Here is a 25,545-nt window from a genome sequence, read left to right as displayed (position 1 = left end):
GGCGGTATGCTGTAGCGCGCCATGAACTCTTCCACCACGCAGCCAGGGACGAACAGAGCGTCCGCCGGACGTCCCCGGCCGTCGCACCGCCGGGACATTGACGGGCTCCGTGGCCTGGCGATCGCACTGGTCGTCATCTTCCATGTTTTCGTCGGACGCGTCTCATCCGGCGTGGACGTCTTCCTGCTCGTCGGTGGAATCTTCTTCTTCGCCCCGCAGTTCCGTAACGCACTGAACCCGTCGGGGCTCACCGTCCTGCAGTCGTTCCTGCGTATCTTCCGGCGCCTCTACCCGGCGTTGATCGCGGTCGTCGGGGTGACCCTCATCCTGGCGGTGGTGGTCTACGCCGAGGTCCGCTGGGTGAACGCGGGCACGGACGCGACGTCGTCCCTGCTCTACGTACAGAACTTCCACCTGGCCAGTGAGGGCCAGGAGTACACGGCGATCAACCGGGACGTCAGTCTGTACCAGCACATCTGGTCGATGTCGGTGCAGATGCAGATCTACGTCGGCTCCCTGCTGGTCATCGCCCTGCTGGCAGCGCTGTTCCGGAAGCGGGCGAAGGCCGGGGCCACGCTGTTGCACTGGCTGCTCGTCGCCGGCACGCTGGCCAGCTTCGGTTACGCCACCTGGCTCGGTCAGCACGACCAGGCCCTGAACTACTACTCGCCGCTGTCCCGGTTCTGGGAGATCGGTCTGGGCGGACTGTTCGGCATCTGGCTGCTGGGAATCACCATCCCCCGGACGCTGCGCTGGATCCGCTGGCCGGCGGGCCTGGTGGGCCTGGTCCTGATCATCGTGACCGGTCTCTTCCTCGACGGTGCGGCGCAGTTCCCCGGCCCCTGGACGCTGGTCCCGCTGGCCGGTGCCATGCTGGTCATCTTCGCGGGGAACCCGGAGTCCACGGACGGGGTCTCGGCCCCCGCCCCGTCCACCGGTGTCAGCAGGATGCTGGACGGACGGTTCTTCCAGTTCCTGGGCCGCATCTCCTACAGCCTGTACCTGTGGCACTGGCCGTTGCTGACCCTGGCGACCTTCTGGTTCTCCACCTCCACCGCGTCACAGGCCGGTGGGCTGCGGGGGATCACGGCCACACTCGGGACGCTGGAGGGAGCGGTCGTCGGTACGGGCGTGATCGTGCTGTCGCTGCTGCTGGCCTGGCTGACGCTGCGTCTGGTGGAGACTCCGCTGCGGCAGAAGTCCAAGCCACACCGGTCGTGGATGCTGTTCGACCGCGGCTACTGGCGGGCGTCGCTGCGCTCCCGGGGAAAACTCGTGGCCACCCTGGTGATCATCCTGGCCACCGGTGCGGTGTTCGCCTTCGCACCGATCGTCCAGGCCCGTATCGACGACCGCGCCCAGGCACTCAGTGTGCAGGACGTCGACCCCGCCGAGTACCCCGGACCGAACGCCTATCTCGAGGACGCTGACGTCCCCGACGGCCTTCCCGTCCTGCCGGATCCGTCCGACGACGCACCGATGCTCGCGGACACCCTGAAGGACGGCTGCCTGGCCCACTTCGACCACACCGACCTGGTGATGACGAAGTGGTTCAACGAGGAGGACGAACCCTGCGAGTACGGCGACGTCGACGCCGACCGCACCATGTACCTCGTCGGCGGTTCCCACTCCGAGCACTATCTGCCCGCCCTGGACCTCATCGCCAAGCAGCGCCACTTCAAGATCGTCCCGATCCTCAAGCTGGGCTGTGTGATCGGCATGGACATCCCCAAGTGGGACGGTTCGGACTACCCGGAGTGCCGCGAATGGCAGCAGAAGGCCGAGGACTACATCTTCGAGAACCCACCGTCGGAGGGCATCTTCATGACGGTCACGCGGCCCACCACCATCGAGGGGGACGGCCCGGACCAGGTGCCGCCGGAGTACGTCGAGATGGTGCGTCGTCTCTCGGACGCCGGAATCCACACCTGGGGTATGCGTGACACCCCGTGGGTCCTGGACTCCCCCGGTGTCCAGGGCAATGCCCGCCTGTGCGTCGCCGAAGACCGTGGAGAGGACTGCGGTGTCGATGAGGCGGAGTCGCTGGCCCCGGTGAACCCCGCCCTGGGTGCCTACCGTGGTCTCGACCTGACGAACATCGACGTCACCGACGCGGTGTGCCGGGACGGACGCTGCCCTGGAGTGGTGGGTAATGTGCTGGTCTACCGTGATGCCCAGCACTTCACCAACCTCTTCGCCGCCATGCTCGCCCCCGAGATCTCCCGCCAGATGTACGACCCCGAGGCGGTGGAGGAGTCCCGCCGTGCCGCCGAGGAGGCGGATGCCATGGCACCCGCGACACCGGACGGCGACGTGCAGAAGGACGTCTTCCGTCTGCCGAAACCGGGGGAGGAGGGAGCCGTCGGGGAGCCCGGTGCCGAGGGTGATGAACCGGCAGCACCGGCAGCACCGCCTGAGCCGGATCCCGCCCCGGTGCCGGACCAGGGGTGGGTGGACCCAGGCTATGTGGACCCCGGCTACGTGGATCCGGGATATGTCGATCCGGGCTACGTGGACCCCGGCTACGTGGATCCGGGCTACGGTTACGCGCCGCCCTACTGAGAGTCTCCGTCGCTGGCGTCCATGAGGTCCTGGACAGTGGCGAACTCATCCAGCCCGTAGCGTTCCAGCATGCCCTCGGAGCCGTCGGACGGCCAGACGTCGGCCCCGGCGACCGGGAGGAAGCCCAGGGAGTCGCCGTCGGGCAGGCAGAAGATGACGGTGTCCATCGCGGTCAGGTTGAGCAGAGCGTCCCCCAGCAGATCCGTGGGGAAGAGGGTCACGAGGATGACGTCGGCCGGTCCGTCGGCGCCGTCCATGGCGGCGTGCGTCCCGCCGTTCCCGTCACTGCTCCGGTCATCATCGGTGTCTCCGGCGATGAGTGCGGGCAGGGAGGTCCTGATCTCGGGCGTGGACCGGATCCCCTCCAGGTAGGCCTGCGCCAGATTCTGGCGGTGGAGACGCTGGTTGGTGTCCTCGTCCTGCAGTGACCGCACGTACATGGCAGGGGCGGAGCGCGGCATCCCTTCCGGGCTGGTCTCCTGCTCGACCGCCCACTCGGCGTAGCTGCGCATCGCCGGCTTCTCCTCGCCGGACAGGAACTGGAGGTCGCGGGTGGCGGCGTACTTCGCCTCGGACAGTTTCTGGGCGCTGCCGGTCATCGGGGCGTTGATACCGTAGTAGGTCCACTGCGGCGCACTCGTCGGATCGTGGCGGAACACGACCTGGGCCACGGAGGCGGCTGCAGAGTCGGCTGCGGGGTCTGACTCACTCATCGTCGCCACCCCCGTCGACATCGGACCGCTGGAGGACGGCGACCATGAAGTCGCTGGCGTTCTCACCGTCGTGGAAGGGATGCAGTTCCCAGGAGGAGAACCGCTGGACGGTGTGCAGACCCGCTGCGGCGACATCCTGCTCGAAGGCCTCGACGGAACGCCCCCGCGACAGGCCGAACCCGACGACGAGTCGCCCGGCCGGGGCCAGCCGGGAAGCCAGGACGCCGAGGGCCTGCCGGTGGGCGGCGTCGGGGATGAAGGCCAGGACATTGCCGGCGGAGACGATGATGTCGAAAGGACCCGTCGGGACGTCGTCGGACGAGGCGAGGTCACCGACATGCCACTCGACACCGGAACCGGCGTAGCGTTCGCGGGCGTACTCGACGAGCTGGGGGTCGATGTCGACGGCGGAGACGACGTGGCCGCGGGCGGCGAGACTCACGGCGACACGCCCCGTCCCGGAGCCGGCGTCGAGAATCCGGGCGTGCCGGGAGGCCATCGCGTCGATCAGACGTGCCTCGCCGTCGATGTCCTTGCCCTCGTGCTCGAACCCTTCCCACCGGGCGATGTAGCGCTGCGAGTGGGCCGGGTCCGCACCCGTGACGGACGCCCAGGTGGTGGAGGTGTTTCCCGTCGCCTGACTGGACTCAGGTACTGAGGGTACTGACGGTACTGACGGTACTGACATGGGCTGGATGGGACTCATGCCCACCAGTATGCCAGCAGGGACGGACCCGTCGACGCAACGTTCTGTGCGACGCGGAAGTTGTGTGGGGTTGTTCAGACGCTGTGTCACCCCACGGCGTCGAGAATCTCCTGTGCTGTCGCCAGGCAGGCCTCGCGGTCAGCGTCGACGAGACCGATACGGGAACGACGGTCGATGAGATCCTCCACGGTCAGTGCGGCTTCGTGGGTGACGTGCCAGGCGAACTCCGCGCGGACGGTGTCGATGCCCGGCGCGACCGGCTCCAGTGGCCGGTCCACCGGGCAGGTCCGCAGGACGGCCGGGGCCTCGTGACCGAAGCGGTCGACCATCGAGGTCGGCAGTCCGGCGAGGTCACTGGAGCGTACGTCATCGACACCGGGGGCACCGGGAGCTCCCACGAGGGGAAGTGACGTCGTGACGCACGGACCAGGGGTGGAGCCGGTGTCGCGGAGCTTGTCGACGACGAGGTCCACGGTCTGCTCCGCCATCAACCGGTACTCGGTGAGCTTCCCGCCGGTCACGGTGATGAAGGTGGCGTCCTCGCCCTCACCGGTGAGGATGACGTGCTCGCGGGAGAGGTCGGCGGTGGACCCCTCTGCCGAGTCATTGAACTGCACCAGGGGGCGGAGTCCGGCGAAGGCGCCGAGCACGTCGTCGGTCGTGAGGTCCACGGCGAGGGCCTGGTTGACCACGTCGAGAATCCACTGCACGTCGGAGTCCGGGACCTCGGGGACGTCCGGGATGGTGTCGGTGCCGAGATCCTCGTCGGTGATGCCGATGTAGCAGCGTCCGAGTTGTTCGGGGAGGATGAAGCAGAAGCGGCTGCTGTGGCCGGGGACCGGTACGGTCAGCGCACCGGTCGGGTTGCCGACCGCGGCGGCGTCGATGACCAGGTGGGTGCCGCGGGACGGACGCACCGTGACCTGCGGGTCGAGATGCCCCGCCCAGACGCCGGTGGCGTTGACCACGGCGCCGGCGGTGACCGTGACCGGCGACGATGTGGCGTCCAGGGCGTCCTGCAGGACGACCCTGTCCCCGTGGGCCTCGACGGCACGGCAGTGGGTGAGTACCCGGGCGCCGTATCCGGCGGCGGTACGCACCAGGGCAGTGACCAGGCGGGCGTCGTCGACGAGCTGGCCGTCATGGTTGACGTAGCCGAAGCGTAGGTCGGAGGTGTCGACGGCCGGACAGAGTTCGGCGACGCGCTGTCGGCTGACGGTCCGCGACGGGGGCAGCGTGCTCGACGGTGTGCGTGCGGCGATGCGGAGCGCGTCGCCGGCGATGAACCCGACCCGCGGTGCCGTCTTCTGGCCGGTGGTGTAGCGGTCCTGCACCGGCACCACCTGGGTGACCGCGTGGGTCAGGTGCGGCGCAGTGGTGCCCATGAGGATGCCGCGTTCCAGGGCGGAGCGCCGCGCGATGCCGACATTGCCGGTGGCGAGATAGCGCAGCCCACCGTGGGCGAGCTTGGATGACCAGCGCGACGTGCCGAAGGCGATGTCGTGGGCGTCGACGATCAGGACGTCCAGACCGCGGGTTGCGGCGTCCAGGGCGACTCCGGCGCCGGTGACTCCCGCGCCGATGACGACCAGGTCGACGTGGGTGGTGCCGTCGGTGCCGTTGCGGAGCCCGTCGAGCTCGTGGGCACGGCGGGTGGCGTTGAGTCTGGCGGCGGTGGCGTTGAAATGCGGCATGGTGTCGAGCATATGCGGTGGATAAGACGGAAGCCGCCGTTTCCCGATCAAAAGCGACTGCACCGGGTATCTTTTCAGACATGAACAATCTGAGCTCTGTCCCCGTGCCGCCGATGAAGTTCAATTTGTGGGGCACCGTCGACGAGGCGAAGCCCCTGGGTGATTCGACGCGGTCCATGCTCGGGACCCTGATGGGAGTGCGGGAGGAGGCCGGCGCCACCGCCGCGAAGGACCTCCCCGTCGATGCCGTCACGCTGAGTCCCGTCCGGTTGTCGGAGACGGACCTCCGGGCCTTCGCCGATATCGTCGGGGAGTCCCGCATGTCCGTCGAGAGACCAGCGTGCGCCCCGTGCCCGCGGGAAGTCGTCGCTGGACCTGCTGGAATGGCGTGCCGGACGCCCGCACGTCATCTCCGCACCGGACGCCGTCCTCGCGCCGGGGACCGACGATGAGGTGCTGGCGATCCTGGAGTTCTGCTCGGCCGAAGGCATCGCCGTGGTCCCGTTCGGTGGTGGCACCTCCGTGGTCGGCGGGTTGACCCCGACCGACACCGACGGGACACGTACCTTCCGCGCAGTGGTGAGCCTGGACCTCGCCCGTTTCGACGAGTTGACGGACGTCGACGTCGAATCCGGTCTCGCGACCCTCGGTGCCGGCCTGACCGGACCGGCGGCCGAACTGCTGCTCGCCGAACACGGGCTGCAGATTGGCCACTACCCGCAGTCCTTCCCCTACGCGACCATCGGCGGCTATGCGGTGACCCGCTCCTCCGGACAGAACTCCGCCGGGTACGGGCGTTTCGACGACATGGTGCGTGAGCTCACCATGGTGACCCCGGTCGGTGTGATGACCGTCGGACATGCCTCGCCGGCGTCCGCCGCCGGCCCGGACCTGCGTGAGCTGGTAATGGGCTCGGAGGGCACCTTCGGCGTGGTCACCCGGGTCCGCGTGCGGGTCCACCCGGTCCCGCAGGTCAAGCGCTACGAGGCCTTCACCTTCCCCGACTTCACCACGGGCGTGGCCGCACTGCGGGCAGTGAAGCAGACCGGGACGGGGCCGACGGTGATCCGCCTGTCCGACGAGATCGAGTCCTCGATCAACCTCTCCTCCGGGGACAAGGCCGGCGAATCCAGCGCGCCGCCCGGATGCATGTGCATCACCATGTACGAAGGCACCGAGGAACACACGGCGTCCCGTCACAAGGAGACACGCGACCTGCTGCTCTCCATGGGGGCGACCAGTGTGGGGGAGGACCCCGCGCGCCACTGGGAGCAGGGACGGTTCAACGCCCCGGTGCTGCGCGACTCCCTGCTGGACTCCGGCGCGCTGTGCGAAACCCTGGAGACCTGCACCGACTGGTCGAATGTCCCCCGGTTGAAGAAGGCCGTCGGCGATGCGCTGGCCGAGACCCTGAACACCTCGGGAACGATGGCCCTGATCATGTGCCACGTCTCCCACGTCTACGCCGAGGGCTGTTCGCTGTACTTCACCATCGTCGCCGCACAGAAGGGGGACCCGGTGGCACAGTGGCGCACCGCGAAGACAGCCGTGACCCGGGCACTCACCGAGAACGGCGGGACAGTCACCCACCACCACGCCGTCGGCGCGGACCACCGGCCCTTCATGTCGGCGGAGATCGGGGAGCTCGGGGTCGAGATCCTGCGGACGGTGAAGAACAAGCTGGACCCGGCCGGCATCATGAACCCCGGAACCCTGATCGGAGCATCCTGATGAACACTTACGAGGTCGGGCACGTCGACCTGAAGCGCGTAGCCCTGCTGACCAACCCCCACGCGGGTAAAGGAGGTGCAGGGACGGCTGCCGAGGTGGCCCGGGACCGTTTCGCCGACCACGGCATTGACGTGGTCAGTATCCAGGGAGCATCGCCCGAGGGGGCCCGCGAGCTGGCCGGACGCATGGTCGCCGAGGAGGAGATCGACGCGCTGGTCGTGTGCGGTGGTGATGGACTCATCAACCTGGCGCTGCAGGAACAGGCAGGGTCGTCCACCCCGCTGGGCATCATCCCGGCGGGCACGGGTAACGACCATGCACGCGAGTACGGTATCCCGACCCATCCACGCCGCGCGGCGGACATTGTCGCCCGGGGGTTCTGTACCACCACGGACCTGGGACGGATGCGCAACGATGCCGGGGAGGAGCACTGGTTCGGCACCATCGCCTGTGCCGGCTTCGACTCGCTGGTCTCTGACCGGACCAACCGCATCAGCTGGCCGAAGGGGCAGATGCGGTACAACATCTCCATCGTCGCCGAGTTCCTCAACTTCCACTCGATCCCCACCCGGCTGGTGCTGGAGCCGGGGACGGCGGATGAGAAGGTGATCGAGGAGAACATGACCCTGGTCGCGATGGGCAACACGAAGAGCTACGGCGGTGGCATGCTCATCTGCCCCGACGCCGACCACCATGACGGCATCCTGGACATCACCGTGCTGGAACGGATGGGCCGGACGAAGGCGGCCCTGAAGTTCATCAAGATCTTCGACGGCAGCTTCGTGGAGGAGAAGGGGGTGCACACCTACCGGGCGAAGAAGGTGCGCATCGAGATGACCGACCGCGGCGGCCAGCAGATCAACGGCTACGCCGACGGTGACATGTTCGCACCCCTGCCGATGGACGTGGAGGTCGTTCCGGGGGCGGGACGGCACCTGGTGCCGCGTCCGTAGGCGGGATGCTGCGCTGGGACGGACGTTCCAGGGTGGTTTCTCTGTCCCCTGCCACCCTGGGGCATCGGTGTCAGCCCCTCCGGTCTCACCGGGCTAGTGGACGGCCGGGACTCCGGCGGCGACCTTCGCGGCATCGATGCCGTTGGTCCGTGTCAGGGAGTACCGCGTGGGGGCGGGAGCGGTGGGGGACGCGGCCGCAGAGCCGTTCCCGGCACCCTTCTTCTTCCCACTGGATCCGGTGAGTTTCCGGATCACCTTCGCCGCCACCACGGGGTGGTCGATCTGGGCGCGGGTGACGCGGGCGTTGAGCATGTTCGGGAGCTTCATAACCGGTGATTCTATGTCACCGGAACGGCTATTCTCGGGCATATGACGAATAAGACAGACAGTTCAGGACGCCGCCTCGCCATCGTGACCGGTGCCTCCGCCGGCATCGGTGAGGCCACCGCCGTCGCCCTCGCCGCCGACGGGTGGGACGTCGTCCTCGCGGCCCGACGTCCCGAGAAGCTCCGGGAGGTGGCCGGGCGTATTGCGCACGACGCCCCGGACGCGACGGCCCACGTGGTGGAGGTCGACGTCACCGACCGGGTGAGCGTCGACGCGCTGGCATCCACCGTCCACGACCTCGGCGGCGCTGACCTGCTGGTCAACAACGCCGGTGGAGCCCGGGGGCTGGACCCGGTGCTGGACGGGGACGTCGACGACTGGCGGTGGATGTACGAGGCCAACGTGATCGGTACGCTCCAGGTGACCCAGGCGCTCTTCCCCGAGCTCACTCGCACGGCTGCGCCACAGGTCATCAACGTGGTCTCCATTGCAGGGAGGGGTGCCTACCGGGGCGGAGCGGGCTACAACGCCGCGAAGTTCGGGGAGACCGCACTGTCCGATGTGATGCGTATGGAGTTCGCGGAGCAAGGGGTGCGTGTCTGTCAGGTCGACCCCGGGCGGGTGGCGACGGACTTCAGCCTCAACCGGTTCAAGGGTGACGAGGAACGGGCACGGCAGGTCTATGACGACGTTCTGAACCTGACGGCCCAGGACATCGCAGAGACCATCCGGTGGGTGGCGGACCGTCCGGCGCACATGGACGTGGACACCATCATGATCCGGCCGACTGACCAGGCGTAACCGTCGCTGTCGGCGGGGACGGACCCGGCCGGCACTGCGGTGCAGGGCAGGATCGCGGGACGATGAGACCTCCGTCACCGGTGCCGGTTATGTTGTTATCGCTGTTGTTTATGGACAATGTTTTATGGTGCAGGTCAGCGGTCATAGGATGAAAACATCATGAATGCCAGACTCACACTTGAATCCCTGCGCTACGCTGACGCGGTGGCGGACACGGGATCGTTCAGCTCAGCCGCGCGTCGTTTCGGGGTCACCCAGCCGGCATTGTCCATCAGCATCGCCAAACTCGAGGAACATCTCGGCGGGCGCATCTTCCTCCGTAACCCCCGGGGGACGTCGCCGACGGCGTTCGGGGCTGCGATGCTGCCCCGCATCAAACAGATCATCACCGACGTGACCCGGATGGAAGTCGAGGCGGAGTCCTTCACCTCCAGCCGTTCCGGCACCGTGCGGGTGGGAATCTCCCCGAAGATCGACAAGACCATCGTCGGGCAGCTCAAAGACGCCATCCACGGCCCGAATGCCCTGGCCACCGGTCACGACGTGATGCTGTTGGAGGCTGAGCTGGAACCACTGGAGGAGTTCCTGCAGGCGGGGAGCCTCGACATGATCATCGTGCCGGCACTCGGGTCCCTGCCCGGGTACAGTCACCGCCTGATCGATTCCGACTACCTGGTGCTGGTGGACCCGACGGACGAGGGGGCGGGCGAGACGATCACCGTCGACGAACTCGCCGAACGCGAGTTGATCCTGTGCCGTCACGGCTGTGGAATCACCCGCATGGTGTCTGACATGTTCGCCGAGGCCGGACGGTCGATGAAACGTGCGGAGATGGAGGTCACCCACTGCAGTGCCCTGCCCGGCTGGGCCGACAAGGGGATGGGTTCAGTCGTCCTTCCGGAGCGGCACGTCAAGGAGGGAATGGCCTCACGTCGCATCGTCCGGGAGGACGGGACACAGGTAGAGATGTTCTACGAGCTGGTGTGGGATCCGGGCTCGGCGAGTGCCGTCTACCTGGACTCCCTTGCGAAGTACCTCACCACCGTGTCGCCGTGGTCACATAAGAACAAGTGATTACCCCATAAGGTTTACGGCCTCACCAGCGAAAACGCGCCAAACCTATAGTCGGTTTACCGACACCGTGTGACGGCACCGGCTGACGACCGGGCAAGAGTCCGCCACCGACGCTTCAGGAGGTTTGGACCGTTGACTGCCGTTGCCCCATCCGAGAAGAAGAACACCCCTCACCTCCGGCCCGAGAGCCGGCCCCATGGTGGCCGATCCCGTAAGGGCGGTCACGCGTGGGCGCTGCTGACCACGACCGACCACAAGCAGCTCGGCATCATGTACATCGTGATGGCCTTCCTCTTCTTCTTCATCGGTGGCCTCATGGCACTGCTGATCCGTGTGGAGCTCTTCCACCCGGGTCTGCAGTTCCTGTCCAATGAGCAGTTCAACCAGCTGTTCACCATGCACGGCACCATCATGCTGCTGCTGTTCGGCAGCCCCCTGGTGTTCGGATTCGCGAACTACGTGATGCCGCTGCAGATCGGTGCACCGGACGTGGCCTTCCCCCGGTTGAATGCGCTGGGATTCTGGCTGACCACGTGGGGTGGCATCATCATGTTGTCCGGCTTCCTGACGCCGGGTGGTGCGGCGGACTTCGGCTGGACGATGTACATGCCGCTGGCCGACGCCATCCACTCTCCGGGTGTGGGTTCACACCTGTGGATCATCGGTGTCGGTGTCGGCGGCGTGGGGACGATCGCCTCTGCAGTCAACATGATCACCACGATCCTGTGCCTGCGTGCTCCGGGGATGACGATGTTCCGGCTGCCGATCTTCACCTGGAATATCCTGGTCATGTCGCTGCTGGTGTTGCTGATCTTCCCGCTGCTGACCGCTGCAGCCCTCGGCGTGCTCTACGACCGCATCCTCGGCGGGCACATCTACGACTCGGCCAACGGTGGCGCGATCCTGTGGCAGCACCTGTTCTGGTTCTTCGGCCATCCTGAGGTCTATGTCCTGGCCCTGCCGTTCTTCGGCATCGTCTCGGAGATCTTCCCGGTGTTCTCCCGTAAGCCGATGTTTGGTTACGTCGGTCTGGTGTTCGCCACCCTGTCGATCGCCGCGCTGTCACTGGCGGTGTGGGCGCACCACATGTTCGTCACCGGTGCGGTGCTGCTGCCGTTCTTCAGTTTCATGACCTTCTTGATTGCTGTGCCGACCGGGATGAAGTTCTTCAACTGGCTGGGCACGATGTGGAAGGGGCGGATCACCTTCGAGACGCCGATGATCTTCGCGGTCGGTTTCTTCGCGACCTTCCTGTTCGGTGGTCTGACCGGTGTGATGCTCGCGTCGCCGGCACTGGACTTCCAGTTGTCGGACTCCTATTTCGTGGTCGCCCACTTCCACTACACCTTGTTCGGCACCCTGGTGTTCGCGTCCTACGCGGGTGTGTACTTCTGGTTCCCGAAGATGACCGGCCGCATGCTGGACGAGAAGCTGGGCAAGATCCACTTCTGGCTGACCTTCATCGGTTTCCACACCACGTTCCTGGTGCAGCACTGGTTGGGGAGCATGGGTATGCCCCGTCGTTACGCCGACTACCTGGATTCCGACGGGTTCACCCTGTTGAACCAGGTCTCCACGATCGGCGCACTGCTGTTGGGCGTTTCGGTGCTTCCCTTCGTGTGGAATGTGTTCAAGTCGTGGCGCTACGGTGAGGTCGTCACCGTGGACGACCCGTGGGGTTACGGCAATTCGCTGGAGTGGGCGACGTCCTGCCCGCCGCCGCGGCACAACTTCACCTCGATGCCGAAGATCCGGTCGGAGCGTCCGGCCTTCGAGCTGCATCACCCGCACATGGTGAAGACCGCCCGCGAGGAAGCCACGTGGGACGCCACTTCTAGCGGTACCTAGGAGAGTCGGCACCATCATATGTCCAGGGTCAGCGGATGAGTGCCAGCACCTGGGTGATCCACCCCTGTTCGATGAGGAAGAGGACGGTCTTCAGGGCGGCCGGATTATCGGCGAGGAAAGAGAATACGGCGATGATGTCGCTGATGCTCACACCGGCACCCTGCAGTGCCATGAAGATCGTGATGATGTCGCCGACGCTGACCCCGGCGTTGAGCAGTGCGGTGACGACAGTGACGGCCGCGCCGATCTCGCCACCACCGATACCGCCCAGGCTTCCGAGTGCGTCGAAAGGTCCGGCCTTGGTGCCGTTCAGGCTGCTGACCAGGTCGGCGGGCAGGGAGGAGTCGGACAGGCTCCCCTCGTCCTGGGAAGAGTCTGCGACCGCAGTGGGGGCGAAGACGAGGGCGGGTGTGACGATGACAGCGGCGATACCGGCCTTGAGGCGGTGCGAGACGGGTGAAAGGGTCATGGCCCATACTTTCTGCTGGTGAAGTGGTTGGCTTAGAACCATAGCAGTGCAGTGTAGGGGCCGTCTATGGAACGGGTGACCGGCTACTTCCTCCGGGACGAAAGTCCCGTGGCGACGAGGGCTGCACATACGAGGCAACACGCGGCCACGACCACCAGGGCCTGTGCGTAGTCCGAACCGCCGGTGAGTGCCGCCAATACGGTCGGCAGGAGGAAGCCCAGGTAGGCGACCGAATAGTAGATGCCCGTCATTGCGGCAAGCTCCTGCGGGGTGGCCAGGGCCTGCGACAGGAGGAGGCCGGCGACCAGGCAGACACCGAAGGAACCGCCGAGGACGACTGCGGCGACGAACGCCAGGACAAGGCTTCCCACGGCCGCGGTCACGGCGGCCAGGACCAGACCGATGAAGAGGCACACGAGCCCGACCGGGAGCGCCCGGCCGCGCGTCACCCGGTTGAGCCAGCTGACTCCGGGTTGTGTGGCGGACCCTGTCCCCAATGTGAGGACAGTGAGGACGGTGGCGAAGATGGTGGTGTGATCGCCGAGACTCTCCTCGAAAACTGTCGGAAGTACTGCATAAGCGATGCCCGCCGCAGCGAAGACCCATGGTGCCGCGGGGACGAGGACACGGAGGAACGGACGCCGCGACGACCGTGAGACGGTCAGATCGTGCCACCAGGGGTGGGCGTCGTGTGATACCTGCGGGGGCACCGTTTCGGGGCAGCGCATGGTCGGGAGCAGTGCCAGGAGGCACAGTAGGACGTGCAGCACATAAGGCGTCTGGGCGGGCCATGGTCCCCACTGGGCCAGTGCGCCGGTGACGCCTGCCCCGATCGCGAAACCGAGTGTCAGGGAGAGGGAGGAACGCTGGGCGCCGGAGGTGATCTTCGCGTCCGGGTCGTAGTCCCGTCCGGACAGCTCCTTGATCCAGCTTGAGCCGACGGACATGCCCACTCCGACCCCGACGCCAGCGAAGAGCCGGCCGATGCACAGGACGGTGAAGGAGCTCATACCGCAGGCCAGGATGACACTGCCCACGGCAGCGGCAACCAGACCGGAAAGCGTCACTGTCCTGCGTCCGTGGCGGTCGGACAGGGCTGCGGCGACAAGGAGTCCGGGGATGAGCCCGAAAACGTACATGCCCAGCAGGAGATTCGACTGCCACGGGGCGTACCCGCCCACCGTTTCGTAGAGGTGGAGCAGGGGAGTGAAGTGGTTACCGCCCCAGGCGAGCAGGAACACTGCCGGGACGGGGAGCATCCACAGGCGGTTCGGGGGCACATCCGGACTCACGGGGCGACCTCGTAATGGCCGTGCCACCCCGTGAGGTGTGCCTGGATGAGTTCCTCGAAGCGGTGGACGTCTCCCCGTCGGACAGCATCGGCCAGCGCCGCGTGTTCGTCGATGACGGGCTGGAGGTCGCCTGTCATGGCGCGGATGGCCAGGAAGGTCAGTCGGGCGAGTCGTGGTGCGAGCAGGCCGGATATTTCGGTGACGATGCGGTTGTCGTCGAAGTGGATGATGTGCGAGTGGAACGTGAAGTCCAGTGCGGCGAAGCTGTCGGGGGACGCGGCGTTCGACCGTTGCTGGTCGACGGTGTCATCCAGCCGTGCGGCCAGGGCGGTGCGTTCATCGGGGTTCTCCGCGATGCGTCGGACGATGTCAGTCTCGAGCATGGAGCGTACGGTGAGGAGCTCGCGGCGTTCGCGTTCGGTCGGGACGGTGACGGTGGCGCCCTTCTTCGGGGCGATTCTGACCAGCCCCCAGGCCTCGAGCCGGAGCATCGCCTCGCGCACGGGGGTGCGGCTCACTCCGCGCTGAGTAGCCACCTCCACTTCGGTGAGGTTGTGGCCTGCCTCGATTGTTCCCTTGATGATCTCGTCGGCGAGTTCCTCGGCGACCCGTCCGGCAATCGAGCGTTCCGGGGTGCCCGGTGCCCACACCGGCGGGCCTTCCTGTCCATGATGCATGCATCAAAGAATACATCATGTGCTAAAAGGTATGCGGGGAGGGTGGGCAGGGGCAGGGACAGTCGCGTCGGGGTTGGCCGCACTGGCAGAGGTATCGGTTTGCTGGCAGACCCGTTGGTCGGTTTCGACCCGTAAACCGGCGGTTACCTCTGCCGCGCTGCCGGATGCTCTGCCATGTCCGCCGACCGAGCTGAAAAAGGAGGTCACCGCGTTGTGCGGTGACCTCCCGGTAGGTGGGGCGGAGGGCTGTTACTCTGCAGCGTCGCCAGCGTCATCCCCGCCGTTGTCGCCGCTGTCGTCACCACCGAGTGATCCGGTGACGGAGCCGATCACATCGCCGACGGTGGCGTCGCCGTCGTTGACCACGGAGATGATGTCCAGGATGGTCTGCAGTGAGACATTCCCGCCGAGGACGTCGCCGAGGATTTTGGCGACGGACTTCCAGTCGGCGTCGGACAGCGAGGAAGCCGCGTCTTCAGAGCCGATGCCTTCGGGCAGGGAGCCCTCGGCGGAGCCGGCTGCCGAGCTGTCGGCATCATCGTCGGTGCCTTCGGCGTCGTCTGTCGCGGAAGCGGAGGAATCGGTCGCGGGTGCTTCGACCTCGTCCGCGACGGCTGCCGGGGCGGCGAGGACCAGGGCAGGTGCGAGGGCGACGGCGGCGATGCCGGCGCGGGACAGACGGGAGAAGCGGAGGCTGGAGAGACTCATGGAGGATCCTTTCACGTGAGGGGAGGCTTATGTCTGCGAAGTGTAGGGCACGTTCCAGACACTGTCCAGAGTCGGTTCCAGGGTCAGCGGAAAGAAATCCTTCGGGAGCCGGTCGATAATGCCGCTGTGGATTACCCCCGGAAGCGTGCTTCCTCGGCTCGTGGAAGGACGTCCTGCGTGGGGTACCACGGGCGATCGTCTTTCGCGAGTACCACCGCACCGTCGATGTCTCCATAGGCGGCGATGACACGCCGATCCGGATCCCCGAAACCGTGGGGCAGACGGTCGCCGTACTGTGCGGCGAGGTCGTCACCGGCCGCCGCGACATCGGCGACGCCCCGTCCGATCTCTGCGACTCCGAGCAGTGTCAGGGAGCCGTCCTGCGCAGTGGGCGTTTCCGTCTCGGGGCGACCATCATGTTCGATGAGTTCAAGGATGGAATTCTCCGGGCCGGTGAAGTAGATGGACCTGCTCGCCCAGTTTCCGCCCCGGTCGATGACGGTGGCTCCGTCGTCGTCGAGCAACGGGCGCCCGGTGGCCTGCTCGACGCGTCTGGCTGCGGCGTCGATGCTGCCGGTCGGTATCGCGAAGGCGAGGTGATGTCCGTGGTCCGGCGAAGTGTCGGACGCGTCGGGTGAGAGTGCGGTGAAACGCAGTCTGGTCCACCCGATCGTGACACCGAGACCGTCCGCGGGCGGCGTCCCCAGGTTTCCGGACAGCCAGGAGACCCACCGGGACGGGTCGTGGACCGGGAGGGCGATCTCAAGGAACTTCATGGTCCCGAGTGTAGGGACGCTCCACCGGTCGTGCCGTGACAACTGATAAGTGCTGTGAAATGCAGTGACGCATGATGTTGGCGTTCGCTGGGAATTCCCCCTGGGGCATCGCTTTTCCGGGGTGACGGCTTGTACGGTCGCCGTCGGACAGGAGGATTCCCCGCATGACACACTCGAAAAGAATACTGACCGCACTGGCGGCAGCAGTCGGCGTGACCGCGTCCGTCGTTGCCGCACCGACCGCGGCAGCCGACCCGGAGGGGTGCACGCAGTACCGTGACACCTCCGCGCTGGAGTGCTCGGTGCACTCGCCGTCCATGGACCGCGACTTCAAGGTGGTGGTGCGTCCCGCACACACCGAAGGTAACCCGAAGGTCGCCCAGTTCATTGACGGAGCCGACTCCACCGACACCAACGCCTGGGTCACCGCTGGTGGCGCACTGGACGCCCTCGACGGTGAGGACGCAACCCTCGTCTTCCCCGCGATGGATCCGTGGAGCTGGGTGCAAGACTGGGACGGTGTCCCCGCCGCGCAGTTCGAGACCTTCATGAGCCAAGAGCTGCCCGACTACCTGGAGTCCGAGTTCGGTGTGCCGAACGGCGGACGGGGCAACACCGGGGTGACCGGGCTGAGTTCCGGGGCGTACGGCGCGATGAATCTCGCGTCGAAGCATCCGGACATCTACAGCTCGGTGTACGCGCTGAGCGGGCTCTACGATCCCGGGATGCCGGTGCAGCGCGCCGTGGTGGACGGGACGTCCACGCTGAACAGTGGCAACGATGAGGCGCCGTGGGCGGACGAGCGGTCGCGTGCGGAGAACAACCCCAGCCTGAACATCGACAACCTGACCATGCCGGTGATCGTCAGCGCGTCCACCGGCATCACGAACTTCGCCGGTGACCTCGGCCCAGACCCGGTGGCGACGGTGGTGCGCGGTGGTCCGTTCGAGGCTGGTTCCATGGTGATGACCTCGGAGTTCCAGGCACGTGCTGCGTTGGCGGGACGTGACAACATCGAGTTCAAGTACGACATCATCGGCTCGCACGCCTGGGACACCTGGCGTCGCGCAGCGTTCGACCAGGGCAACATGTACACGTTCATGGACCGGATCTGACCGCTGCGTCTGCGGTGAGTCCGGTCGTGACGTCGGTGGTGTCCACGATCATGCTCGACGGAACGCAGTCAGTACGGGCGGGGCCCTGGACGTCCGAGGCGAGCCGCAAGGACGATAACCCGACACTGAACATCAGGAATCTGATGATGCCGGAGTTGGCCACTGCGGCGAGTGGGGTGCCGAACCTCGCTGGCGACCTGGGGCCGGACGCGATCGCGACGATCTTCTCCGGCAGTGTCTACGAAGCCGGGTCGTTCGTATTCACCCGGGAGGTCCAGGCTCGCGCGGTGCTGGCAGCGATGGACAACATCGAGTTCCGCTACGACACCGTCGGTGCGCACACCTGGGACAGCTGGCGACGCTCGGCGTTCGAGCAGGGCAATGTGGACACGTTCCTCTCGCGCATCGGCGGTGACGGTTCAGGTGAGGACGCTGACCTTCCAGCCGGGCCAGTGGGTTCCGCCCTGGAAGGGTCGGGGTCGTCGGTGGGGTCGTAGCATCGCCGGATTCTGGCACACTCGACGGCATGTCCACAGTTTGGCTGCTTCGTAATGACAAGCTTGATGATGATCTGGAAAGGCTGGGTATCGTCTCCATCGGATGGGACGGGACACCAGACCTTTCCAGTGTCAACAAGGATGAGCTGAAGTCGATCCTCCGGAAAACCGAGCCGGGGAAGACGCCGAACAGCTATGCGTCAGACGCGGGGGTTCTCCTGCGTTTCTACGGGGAGCTCGCGGTCGGCGACATTGTTGTTGCGCCACGCCAGGACGGAAAGCACCTGAGGATCGGGACCGTCACAGGGCAGTACCGGTTCGATGAGAACGCAGCCACACACCGGCACCGACGTGCGGTGACGTGGAATCGACAGGGGGTTGCACGCCACGACCTGCCGGAGGAAGTCCGACGTGGCCTGAAGAATATCCGGACATTGTCGCTGGTAAATCATGGTGTCGATGAGTTCCGGAAGATGGCGGCCGACCCCGGGTACACGCCGCCGCTCGACGATGTGGCGGCCGAAGATTCTGACACTCCTGCCGTTGACACCGGGATTCACTCTGACCGGCAGCGCGGCTGGGTTGCAGGTCTTCTTCACCGGCGGGAGGAACCGACGACCTTCAGAAACCCGTTGCCCTCCGTGCAGCCGGTATATGCCGCGGCAGAGGCCTGGCGGCAGGCACTGGTCGAGGGGGTTTCACTGTTCAGCGGGCAGCCGATGAACTATGCGGATGCTGCCGCGACCCTGACCCACGATTTCATCGACAGCCCGGACACCGGGACGGATGATTTCCTGACGAAGTGGCAGCGGCAGTTGGAGAACTCCTCCGATGATGCTGTTCAGCTCGCGGCAGAGCTGTTCTTCATCTACTACCTGCCCATGAGTACGTCTTCTTCTTCAGGGAAGCTGAAGGCATCGAGCATCGCGACGGTCGTGAACTGGAGAGAAGCCGTGCGGCCGGTTCCCGAGGAATACAGTGAGGCTCTTCGCGCCGGGATCGCCCGAACCGGCACGGCCTATATGACGCTTCGGTACAAAGTGATCGCCTACCTTGTGAGGATCATCGCCAAATTCTTCACGCTGGAGGGGGGCGAGCGACGTACAGCGCTGACTGACTGGGACTCTTTCCAGAAAGCCCTCGAAGACGTTGATGACCAGGGTGTATGGTCAATGAGAATGCTTCTGGAACACCTGCTGTTTCCGGCCGTCGCCGTTGACACATCCAGTAGGGGAGATAAACCTGAGATGGCTGTACGGCTCGGGGCCGGGGAGCAGGACGCTGCTGAGGCGAATGACCTGCGGTTCTGCTTGGAACCGAACCTGAAATACGGTGATCAGGAGTCTCTGGCCCTGTACCGTCCGCCGTACCGCAATGCCTGGAAGGAACCCACCGAACAGGCTCAACGCTGGGCGAAGTGGGCTGTTCTCGCTTTTGGCGACCTTGCCTCGGATGGCTCGGAAGACGGCATCGAACAGGCTTCCGGTGCGTTCTCGACAACGACGGAAAAGCTTCCCCGTCTACTCGCAGACCTGCTCGGTGAGGATGCGCTGCTGACCCGTCGTGCCGGTGATGATGCGGCAGGGCTGAACAGGCTGCTGCAGGACATTGATGATCTGGGCGTAGCGCTGTTCATTGACAAGGTGGCGGAGTGGAGTGGAGTTTCTGACCTGTCACGAATGTCGGATGCAGATCGCGACGCACTCCTCGAGGACCTGTCCACCCTTCTTCTGGGAAGGCTGCAGGATCTGCCGATCAGGGTCGCCGGGACAGTAAGCCGACTTGAGCGGCTGACGTCGAGGGACAGTCCGTCGGAATCGGCTACCCCGGGTGAGTACTATCTCGCGTACCTGGACCGGATCGATATTCTCCGGGCGGCACTGGAATTGGTGTCCGGCGTGACACCTTCGCGGGTTGAGGTAGCTCAGGCTGCTGATCAGCTGCTCGACATGGATGATGCTGCAATGGTGGCGCTGGGGTGGAGCGATGAGACCAGGAAATCCTTTGTCGCCTGGCGGTCGAACAAGAAGGTCGACCCACCGTCAGAGACGGATGCGCTGGAAGGCTCTGTCGATGAGTCTGACGTGGATGCTGACGACTCATCGGTCATGATGAAGGAAGGTCCGTCGACTCTGGACTTCGAGGAGCTTGCTGAGCGACTCTCTATCGACAGTGACAGAGGTAAAGAGTGGCTAGATGACCTTGTGGCGATGCTGGACGAAAAGAAGCAGGTGATCCTCCAGGGGCCGCCGGGCACAGGAAAGACCTTCATAGCCCGAGCCCTGGCAGAGCATTTCGCTACACCGGATCGCGTCGACGTAGTGCAGTTTCACCCTGGAACAGCGTACGAAGACTTCGTTCAGGGGTTACGCCCTGACCCGGGGAAACCGGGAGCGTTCCACCTCAGTGACGGGCCGCTGGTGCGACTGGCTAACCGTGCCCGCGAGGATCGGGAGAATGTCTATATCCTGATCATCGATGAGATCAACCGGGCAAACCTCCCGGTGGTCTTCGGAGAGCTGTACTTCCTTCTGGAGTACCGCGGGGACGAAGTCACCATGACATACGGTGACCGCTTCGGGCTGCCGGAGAACGTCCTGATCGTCGGCACGATGAATACGGCAGACCGGTCGATTACGGCTGTGGACGCTGCCCTGCGACGACGGTTCTATGTCATTGATGTGCGTCCGGACGATACCCCACTGGATGAGATTCTTCCGGCATGGTTGGAGGTCAATGCCCCGAACCTCACGTGGTTGACGGACCTGTTGATCAGGGCGAACGAAAAGATCGGTGATCCTGACCGGGCTATCGGTCCGAGTCACTTCATGCAGCACCCGTTGACTGAGGAGAAAGCGAAACGGGCCTGGGCCTTCTCGGTGGTGCCCACCTTGCGTGAACTTTTCTACGGGCAGCCGGAACGGGTGGACGACCTCCGATTTGACCAGCTCAAGGCGGTAGTCACGAAGGTTACGGTCGATGCTGACGCTGAATGAGCATCAGCAGAGTGCTCCGGTACAACTCACCGTTGGACAGCAGGAGATGCTCCGGGAGCTGTTTCGTGCGAGCATCTCGCCGGCAGTCGACGGCAATGTTCGGGTGACTCCCGGGGCCAGGGTTGGTGCCGTGGTGCTCGGTGGCGACCACATCGTAGTGGAACCCAAGGTTTCTCTTCCTCGAATCGTCCACATGCTCACCGTCGCTGCTCACCCGATGGACTGGCGGACAGCGGAGGTGAGCGGTCTGCGGGCAAACACCATTGAAGACGCCGTAGTACAGCTTTTCGCCCGGTCGTGCCAGCGGGCTTTTGCCGCTGGTGTGTACCGCTCTTACCGGACCGAGGAGCAACGGTTGTCTTTTGTTCGGGGGCGTATCCGGATGAGTGACTACATCCGGGATCCACGCCCTCTGCCGATTCCGGTGACCGCGACTGTGCACGACGAGGATGTTGCAGAGAATCAGGTGCTTGCTGCGGCAGTGCGGAAGCTACGACTGCTCCCGGGGCTGCCCAGCGGAACACGGTCAGAACTGACCCGGATCTGGCAGGTCGTCGGAGAGACGACTCCGTTGGGGGCAGAAGCTGCGCTGGAACGGTGCCGGCGCATCGTGTGGAGCAGACACAACTCCCACTACCGAGCAGCCGTGCGGTTAGCGGAACTGATTTTGAGCTCTTTGTCGCTGGAGGTGGCTGCGGGGCAGGTGCAGGTGCCGGGGTTCATCCTGGACATGCCGGGCATCGTGGAGCAGTACATCCGGGTGTTGGTACGGGAGGCGTTGGGCGCTTCTGACCAGGACATGCGGGATTCATGGAAAGGTGCGCTGTGGCTCGATGAGGGACACGCAGTGCAGCTGATTCCAGACCTGGGATTGCGTCGTGCAGGACGATGGCACTTCGTCGGAGACGTGAAGTACAAGGTGAATGCCGGAGCAGAGGAAGATGCAGGCTCAGGGCGGCGCGATGACCTATACCAGTTGCTGGCCTATGTGACGGAAACTGGTCTCGACGAAGGCACGTTGATTTACGCAGGGGATCGGGCTGGTGAGGTAGTGCACACGGTGCGGGGGACAGGCGCTCGGTTACGCGTGGTGACCGTCGATTTGAGCTCGGCAGACTGCGACGGTCAGGTGAAGCGGGCGGTCGCGACCTCCCAGTTGTTAGGCTGAACAGCATGAAAAAGCGGATCAACGTCGTCGGTGCTGTCCTTACGCAGGGCACGAAGGTACTTGCAGCACAGCGGGGTGAGGGGATGTCACTCGCAGGAATGTGGGAGTTCCCCGGCGGCAAGATCGAACAGGGGGAGACCCCTCAGGAAGCACTGCGGCGGGAACTCCAAGAGGAGTTGCTCTGCACCGCCGATATTGGCAGGAAGGTTGAGACGACCGAGCACGAGTACGACTTTGGCATCGTCACCCTGACCACCTATTACGGCACGATCGTCGACAAGGAGCCGACGCTCACGGAACACTCTGAAGTGCGCTGGGTTGAGGCGAAAGATCTGGGCAGTCTGACCTGGGCGCCGGCCGATATTCCTGCAGTCGATCGTGTAGTCGCGGAATTCGCAGTATGAGCCTCGATAAGAGCGCCGTCGGCGCTGGAACGGCCTATGGTTTCCTTGACCGGACCACCGACGCGGAGCACCTCTATCATCCCAACCTGATCGCCAACCGAGGCGACAATACGATGATCCGGGCCATTGAGGATGAACTCCGCCGGTCGGAGCAGTTCGACTTCTCCGTTGCCTTCATCACCCCAGGTGCCTTGGGCTTGCTCAAACAAGCCCTTCGGGACTTCAAGGGGGAGGCTCGGATCATCACCTCATCGTATCTCGACTTCAACGAACCAGACATGTTCCGGGAGTTGCTCACCCTGGACAACGTCGAGGTCATGGTCCATCCGGGAACCGATGGAGGTTTCCACGCCAAGGGGTACGTCTTTACTCAGGCTGGGACGCTGTCTGCCATCGTCGGTAGCTCCAACCTGACACGCTATGCACTGACGCGGAATCAGGAATGGAACCTCCGGTTCTCCGCTCTGCCGGAGGGTGACATCACCTACCAGCTGCGCGCGGCGATCGAAGAACAGCGCGCGCAGTCCGCACCTCTGACGCATGAGTGGATCGATGAGTACGAGCGCAACCGTCGGCCACGGGTGGCGCCGGAACTCCAGGACGTTATCGAGGAAGGTGAGGTTCCTGCGGGTCGGATCGTGCCCAATGCCATGCAGAAGAAGGCGTTGGAAGAGATCCGCTCTGTGCGGGAAGCGGGGGAGCAGCGGGCGCTTGTCATCTCTGCCACTGGTACGGGGAAGACAATCCTTGCTGCGCTTGCGGCCCGCGAGTTCGAGCCGCGGCGCATGCTGTTCATCGTGCACCGCGAGCAGATCCTGGATAAAGCAATCACAGAGTTCGCTCGTGTCCTGGAAGTTGAGCGTGACCAGATCGGCCGAGTTGTCGGTAGCGAGAAGGATAGCGACAAGCCGTACGTCTTCGCCATGGTGCAGACGTTGTCGAAGGACTCGTATCTCGAGAGCATTGATACCGCAGCCTTTGATCTCATCATCATCGATGAGGTTCACCGGGCTGGCGCGACAAGCTACGACCGGCTCATCGAGCACTTCAACCCGTCTTTCCTCCTCGGTCTGACGGCGACTCCGGAGCGCACGGATGATGTCAATGTCTTCGAGATCTTCGACCACAATGTTCCTTATGAGATCCGTCTCCAGGAGGCACTCGAAGCGGACATGCTCGCACCCTTCGACTACTACGGAGTGACTGAATACATCGACGATGTGGGCAACATACAGGACGAGACCGCACAGCTGAGCAAGCTTGTCGCTCCCGATCGGGTAGAGTACATCCTCGAGATGCTCCATGCCTATGGCTTCCCGTCAGGCGTCAAAGGCCTGATGTTCTGCTCCGGCAAGCGAGAAGCTCACGAACTATCGGCACTACTGAACGCGAGGGAGCTTAATGGTCGGCTTCTTCGGACGGTGGCGCTTACTGGTGAATCCACGAGCGATGAGCGTGAAGCAGCGATGACTGCGCTGGCGGATGGTCAGCTCGACTACATCCTTACTCGCGACATCTTCAATGAGGGCATTGATATCCCCGCTGTGAACCAGGTGGTCATGCTACGCAACACGGAGTCGAGCATCATCTTCACGCAGCAGCTAGGCCGAGGACTGCGCAAGAGTCCTGGCAAAGATCATCTCCGTGTCATTGACTTTATTGGAAACTACAAGAACAACTTCCTCATCCCGATCGCACTGTTCGGCGACAATAGTCTGAACAAGGACTCCGTCAAGGAGCGGCTGATCAAGGCGCAGTCCGCGGGTGTCATTGCCGGTATATCGAGCGTCAACTTCGATGAGATCTCACGCAATCGAGTTCTCGAGTCGCTCGCAAAGTCGAAGCTCGATAGCGCGCATAACCTCAAGTCGGCGATCCGGGAGCTTCGCAACCGCATTGGACGCGTGCCGATGCTAATCGACTTTGCTCACTACGACACGGTAGATCCCGTCGTCCTGGCGACGAAGAAAAAGTGTTACTGGAACCTCCTCGCCGGCTTCGACAAGAAGATGCAGGGGCCTTCTCTCGAGGAGGCAGCCTATCTCTCCTTACTGGACAGCGAGCTCCTCAACGGAAAGCGTCCGCACGAGTTGCTCCTCATCCAGGTTCTTTTCGCCCAGAGGACGATCACCCGCGATTCCTTCGCAGAACTCCTTGTGCGCCAGGAGTGCGTTGCTGATGATGCGACGATCTCTTCGGTCGAGCGCATCCTGACCTTGGGTTTCTTCACTAAGGAAGAACAGAAGAAGTACGGTCCCAACCCACTGATAGATGCTGAAGACGGAGAGTACCGACTCAACCCGCACTTCCAGCGTCTTTACGACGCAGGCGGCCAGTTCGCGGACCATGTAGATGATGCAGTGAATACCGGGATCTACCTCGCGCGGCACAGTAAGGCTTGGAGGGGACAGATGGTCGCCGGGTATCAGTACACGCGCAAGGACGTGTGTCGGATGCTCAACTTCGAGACGAACCAGTACAGCACGCTCTATGGCTACAAGACTGACTCTTTCTCGAATAGCTGCCCGATCTTCATCACCTACGAGAAGTCCGACGAGATCTCGGCGACGACCCAGTACGAGGATGGGTTCGATGATGAGACCACGATCAACTGGTTCACCAAGAGCAGGACGTCGCTGAACAGCAAGCGAGAGAAGGACATCGCAGACAATGCCCTCCCTCTTCACGTCTTCGTCAAAAAGGATGATGTCGAAGGTAGTGACTTTTTCTACTTGGGCTCCGCCATGGCTCGAGGAGCGCATGACACGCACATCAAGGATCAGCATGGCAAGGACGTGCCCATCGTTAATATGAAGCTTGACCTGGACAATCCCGTTGATCCGGGACTCTACGGCTACCTGACTGCGCCGTCACTGAGGTAGCTCTGCTGGTGCTACTTCATTGTGAGGAACGCTTCCCACAATATGGCAGCGGCGACAGGGTCGCACCGCCACACACGTTGAGTGCGAAGCTCTTCGTACGCCTGGACTGCATCGCAGTGGTTGAGAAGAGTATGTGCTCGGATTGTCTCGTC

Annotated in this window: 20 protein-coding genes and 1 pseudogene; 12 read left to right on the top strand and 9 right to left on the bottom strand. The window is 64.3% G+C overall.

Going from position 1 to position 25,545, the window contains the following annotated elements:
* Positions 1-21 precede the first annotated feature (21 nt).
* Positions 22-2,562 carry an acyltransferase family protein gene (locus tag BJF89_RS12580; protein WP_075815285.1) on the top strand — a complete coding sequence of 847 codons (2,541 nt, stop codon included), beginning with the start codon at positions 22-24 and terminating at the stop codon, positions 2,560-2,562.
* Here BJF89_RS12580 and BJF89_RS12575 read toward each other — a convergent pair.
* The 3 genes from BJF89_RS12575 to BJF89_RS12565 form a co-directional block, all read right to left on the bottom strand.
* Positions 2,556-3,275 carry a hypothetical protein gene (locus tag BJF89_RS12575; protein ID WP_083650770.1) on the bottom strand — a complete coding sequence of 240 codons (720 nt, stop codon included), beginning with the start codon at positions 3,273-3,275 and terminating at the stop codon, positions 2,556-2,558. The two genes, BJF89_RS12580 and BJF89_RS12575, sit on opposite strands and share 7 nt — an antisense overlap.
* Positions 3,268-3,981 (bottom strand): bifunctional 2-polyprenyl-6-hydroxyphenol methylase/3-demethylubiquinol 3-O-methyltransferase UbiG, encoded by a 714-nt coding sequence (locus tag BJF89_RS12570; protein ID WP_255372639.1) that lies wholly within the window; start codon positions 3,979-3,981, stop codon positions 3,268-3,270. Before BJF89_RS12570 ends, BJF89_RS12575 begins: the two co-directional genes overlap by 8 nt.
* 86 nt (positions 3,982-4,067) lie before the next feature.
* A complete protein-coding gene (locus BJF89_RS12565) occupies positions 4,068-5,675 on the bottom strand; it encodes a glycerol-3-phosphate dehydrogenase/oxidase (RefSeq protein WP_075815394.1) in 1,608 nt (535 codons plus the stop codon).
* Positions 5,676-5,788: 113 nt separating this feature from the next.
* Here BJF89_RS12565 and BJF89_RS12560 point away from each other — a divergent pair.
* Together BJF89_RS12560 and BJF89_RS12555 are read left to right on the top strand one after the other, a co-directional pair.
* Positions 5,789-7,406 (top strand): annotated as a pseudogene (locus BJF89_RS12560) (FAD-binding oxidoreductase).
* A complete protein-coding gene (locus BJF89_RS12555; RefSeq protein ID WP_075815284.1) occupies positions 7,406-8,359 on the top strand; it encodes a diacylglycerol kinase in 954 nt (317 codons plus the stop codon). Before BJF89_RS12560 ends, BJF89_RS12555 begins: the two are co-directional and overlap by 1 nt.
* Positions 8,360-8,452: 93 nt before the next feature.
* Here the strand turns inward: BJF89_RS12555 and BJF89_RS12550 are convergent, their stop codons facing one another.
* The gene (locus tag BJF89_RS12550; RefSeq protein ID WP_075815283.1) at positions 8,453-8,686 is read right to left on the bottom strand and encodes a hypothetical protein; all 234 of its coding nucleotides are present in this window, start codon (positions 8,684-8,686) and stop codon (positions 8,453-8,455) included.
* A gap of 42 nt (positions 8,687-8,728) precedes the next feature.
* On the opposite strand from BJF89_RS12550, the gene BJF89_RS12545 reads away from it, so the two are divergent.
* The 3 genes from BJF89_RS12545 (at position 8,729) to ctaD (ending at position 12,409) form a co-directional block, all read left to right on the top strand.
* Positions 8,729-9,487, top strand: a complete 759-nt coding sequence (locus BJF89_RS12545) for an SDR family oxidoreductase (RefSeq protein WP_075815282.1) — start codon at positions 8,729-8,731, stop codon at positions 9,485-9,487.
* Positions 9,488-9,646: 159 nt separating this feature from the next.
* Positions 9,647-10,561, top strand: coding sequence for a LysR family transcriptional regulator (locus BJF89_RS12540; protein WP_075815281.1), 915 nt, complete (start codon positions 9,647-9,649; stop codon positions 10,559-10,561).
* 132 nt (positions 10,562-10,693) lie between these two features.
* On the top strand, positions 10,694-12,409 hold the full coding sequence (gene ctaD, locus BJF89_RS12535; RefSeq protein ID WP_255372638.1) for a cytochrome c oxidase subunit I: 1,716 nt from the start codon (positions 10,694-10,696) through the stop codon (positions 12,407-12,409).
* Between the two features lie 28 nt (positions 12,410-12,437).
* Here the strand turns inward: ctaD and BJF89_RS12530 are convergent, their stop codons facing one another.
* The 5 genes from BJF89_RS12530 to BJF89_RS12510 all read right to left on the bottom strand — a co-directional run bounded on the left by BJF89_RS12530 (position 12,438) and on the right by BJF89_RS12510 (position 16,331).
* Positions 12,438-12,878, bottom strand: a complete 441-nt coding sequence (locus tag BJF89_RS12530) for a hypothetical protein (protein ID WP_075815280.1) — start codon at positions 12,876-12,878, stop codon at positions 12,438-12,440.
* 83 nt (positions 12,879-12,961) lie between these two features.
* Positions 12,962-14,170 (bottom strand): MFS transporter, encoded by a 1,209-nt coding sequence (locus BJF89_RS12525; protein WP_222843845.1) that lies wholly within the window; start codon positions 14,168-14,170, stop codon positions 12,962-12,964.
* Complete coding sequence (locus BJF89_RS12520) at positions 14,167-14,847, bottom strand: GntR family transcriptional regulator (RefSeq protein ID WP_083650733.1); 681 nt, start codon at positions 14,845-14,847, stop codon at positions 14,167-14,169. Before BJF89_RS12520 ends, BJF89_RS12525 begins: the two co-directional genes overlap by 4 nt.
* Positions 14,848-15,096: 249 nt before the next feature.
* On the bottom strand, positions 15,097-15,555 hold the full coding sequence (locus BJF89_RS12515; protein WP_075815279.1) for a hypothetical protein: 459 nt from the start codon (positions 15,553-15,555) through the stop codon (positions 15,097-15,099).
* A 131-nt stretch (positions 15,556-15,686) separates the two neighbouring features.
* Positions 15,687-16,331: a VOC family protein gene (locus tag BJF89_RS12510; RefSeq protein ID WP_075815278.1), complete on the bottom strand. Its 645-nt coding sequence runs from the start codon at positions 16,329-16,331 to the stop codon at positions 15,687-15,689.
* Between the two features lie 164 nt (positions 16,332-16,495).
* Here BJF89_RS12510 and BJF89_RS12505 point away from each other — a divergent pair, with 164 nt between their 5' ends.
* From BJF89_RS12505 to BJF89_RS12480, 6 genes are read left to right on the top strand one after another with little or no spacing between them, the layout of a single operon-like run.
* Positions 16,496-17,446 (top strand): alpha/beta hydrolase family protein, encoded by a 951-nt coding sequence (locus tag BJF89_RS12505; RefSeq protein ID WP_075815277.1) that lies wholly within the window; start codon positions 16,496-16,498, stop codon positions 17,444-17,446.
* Between the two features lie 26 nt (positions 17,447-17,472).
* Positions 17,473-17,943 carry a hypothetical protein gene (locus BJF89_RS12500; protein WP_139312031.1) on the top strand — a complete coding sequence of 157 codons (471 nt, stop codon included), beginning with the start codon at positions 17,473-17,475 and terminating at the stop codon, positions 17,941-17,943.
* Positions 17,944-17,972: 29 nt separating this feature from the next.
* Complete coding sequence (locus BJF89_RS12495) at positions 17,973-20,939, top strand: AAA family ATPase (protein WP_075815275.1); 2,967 nt, start codon at positions 17,973-17,975, stop codon at positions 20,937-20,939.
* Positions 20,923-22,107 (top strand): McrC family protein, encoded by a 1,185-nt coding sequence (locus BJF89_RS12490; protein ID WP_075815274.1) that lies wholly within the window; start codon positions 20,923-20,925, stop codon positions 22,105-22,107. Before BJF89_RS12495 ends, BJF89_RS12490 begins: the two co-directional genes overlap by 17 nt.
* Positions 22,108-22,112: 5 nt before the next feature.
* Positions 22,113-22,511, top strand: a complete 399-nt coding sequence (locus tag BJF89_RS12485; RefSeq protein WP_075815273.1) for a (deoxy)nucleoside triphosphate pyrophosphohydrolase — start codon at positions 22,113-22,115, stop codon at positions 22,509-22,511.
* Positions 22,508-25,393 carry a DEAD/DEAH box helicase gene (locus BJF89_RS12480; RefSeq protein WP_075815272.1) on the top strand — a complete coding sequence of 962 codons (2,886 nt, stop codon included), beginning with the start codon at positions 22,508-22,510 and terminating at the stop codon, positions 25,391-25,393. Before BJF89_RS12485 ends, BJF89_RS12480 begins: the two co-directional genes overlap by 4 nt.
* Positions 25,394-25,545: the final 152 nt, after the last annotated feature.

Origin of the sequence: Corynebacterium sp. CNJ-954, assembly GCF_001942345.1 — a bacterium.
GTDB lineage: Bacteria > Actinomycetota > Actinomycetes > Mycobacteriales > Mycobacteriaceae > Corynebacterium.
This window is presented reverse-complemented; position numbering and strand designations above follow the sequence as displayed.

Coding starts and splice junctions, on each gene's coding strand:
- BJF89_RS12545 (WP_075815282.1), top strand. CDS start 8,729: ATGACGAATAAGACAGACAGTTCAGGACGCCGCCTCGCCATCGTGACC.
- BJF89_RS12565 (WP_075815394.1), bottom strand. CDS start 5,675: ATGCCGCATTTCAACGCCACCGCCGCCAGACTCAACGCCACCCGCCGT.
- BJF89_RS12550 (WP_075815283.1), bottom strand. CDS start 8,686: ATGAAGCTCCCGAACATGCTCAACGCCCGCGTCACCCGCGCCCAGATC.
- BJF89_RS12490 (WP_075815274.1), top strand. CDS start 20,923: ATGCTGACGCTGAATGAGCATCAGCAGAGTGCTCCGGTACAACTCACC.
- BJF89_RS12555 (WP_075815284.1), top strand. CDS start 7,406: ATGAACACTTACGAGGTCGGGCACGTCGACCTGAAGCGCGTAGCCCTG.
- BJF89_RS12575 (WP_083650770.1), bottom strand. CDS start 3,275: ATGAGTGAGTCAGACCCCGCAGCCGACTCTGCAGCCGCCTCCGTGGCC.
- BJF89_RS12480 (WP_075815272.1), top strand. CDS start 22,508: ATGAGCCTCGATAAGAGCGCCGTCGGCGCTGGAACGGCCTATGGTTTC.
- BJF89_RS12520 (WP_083650733.1), bottom strand. CDS start 14,847: ATGCATCATGGACAGGAAGGCCCGCCGGTGTGGGCACCGGGCACCCCG.
- BJF89_RS12495 (WP_075815275.1), top strand. CDS start 17,973: ATGTCCACAGTTTGGCTGCTTCGTAATGACAAGCTTGATGATGATCTG.
- BJF89_RS12570 (WP_255372639.1), bottom strand. CDS start 3,981: ATGAGTCCCATCCAGCCCATGTCAGTACCGTCAGTACCGTCAGTACCC.
- BJF89_RS12515 (WP_075815279.1), bottom strand. CDS start 15,555: ATGAGTCTCTCCAGCCTCCGCTTCTCCCGTCTGTCCCGCGCCGGCATC.
- BJF89_RS12510 (WP_075815278.1), bottom strand. CDS start 16,331: ATGAAGTTCCTTGAGATCGCCCTCCCGGTCCACGACCCGTCCCGGTGG.
- BJF89_RS12530 (WP_075815280.1), bottom strand. CDS start 12,878: ATGACCCTTTCACCCGTCTCGCACCGCCTCAAGGCCGGTATCGCCGCT.
- BJF89_RS12485 (WP_075815273.1), top strand. CDS start 22,113: ATGAAAAAGCGGATCAACGTCGTCGGTGCTGTCCTTACGCAGGGCACG.
- BJF89_RS12580 (WP_075815285.1), top strand. CDS start 22: ATGAACTCTTCCACCACGCAGCCAGGGACGAACAGAGCGTCCGCCGGA.
- BJF89_RS12505 (WP_075815277.1), top strand. CDS start 16,496: ATGACACACTCGAAAAGAATACTGACCGCACTGGCGGCAGCAGTCGGC.
- BJF89_RS12540 (WP_075815281.1), top strand. CDS start 9,647: ATGAATGCCAGACTCACACTTGAATCCCTGCGCTACGCTGACGCGGTG.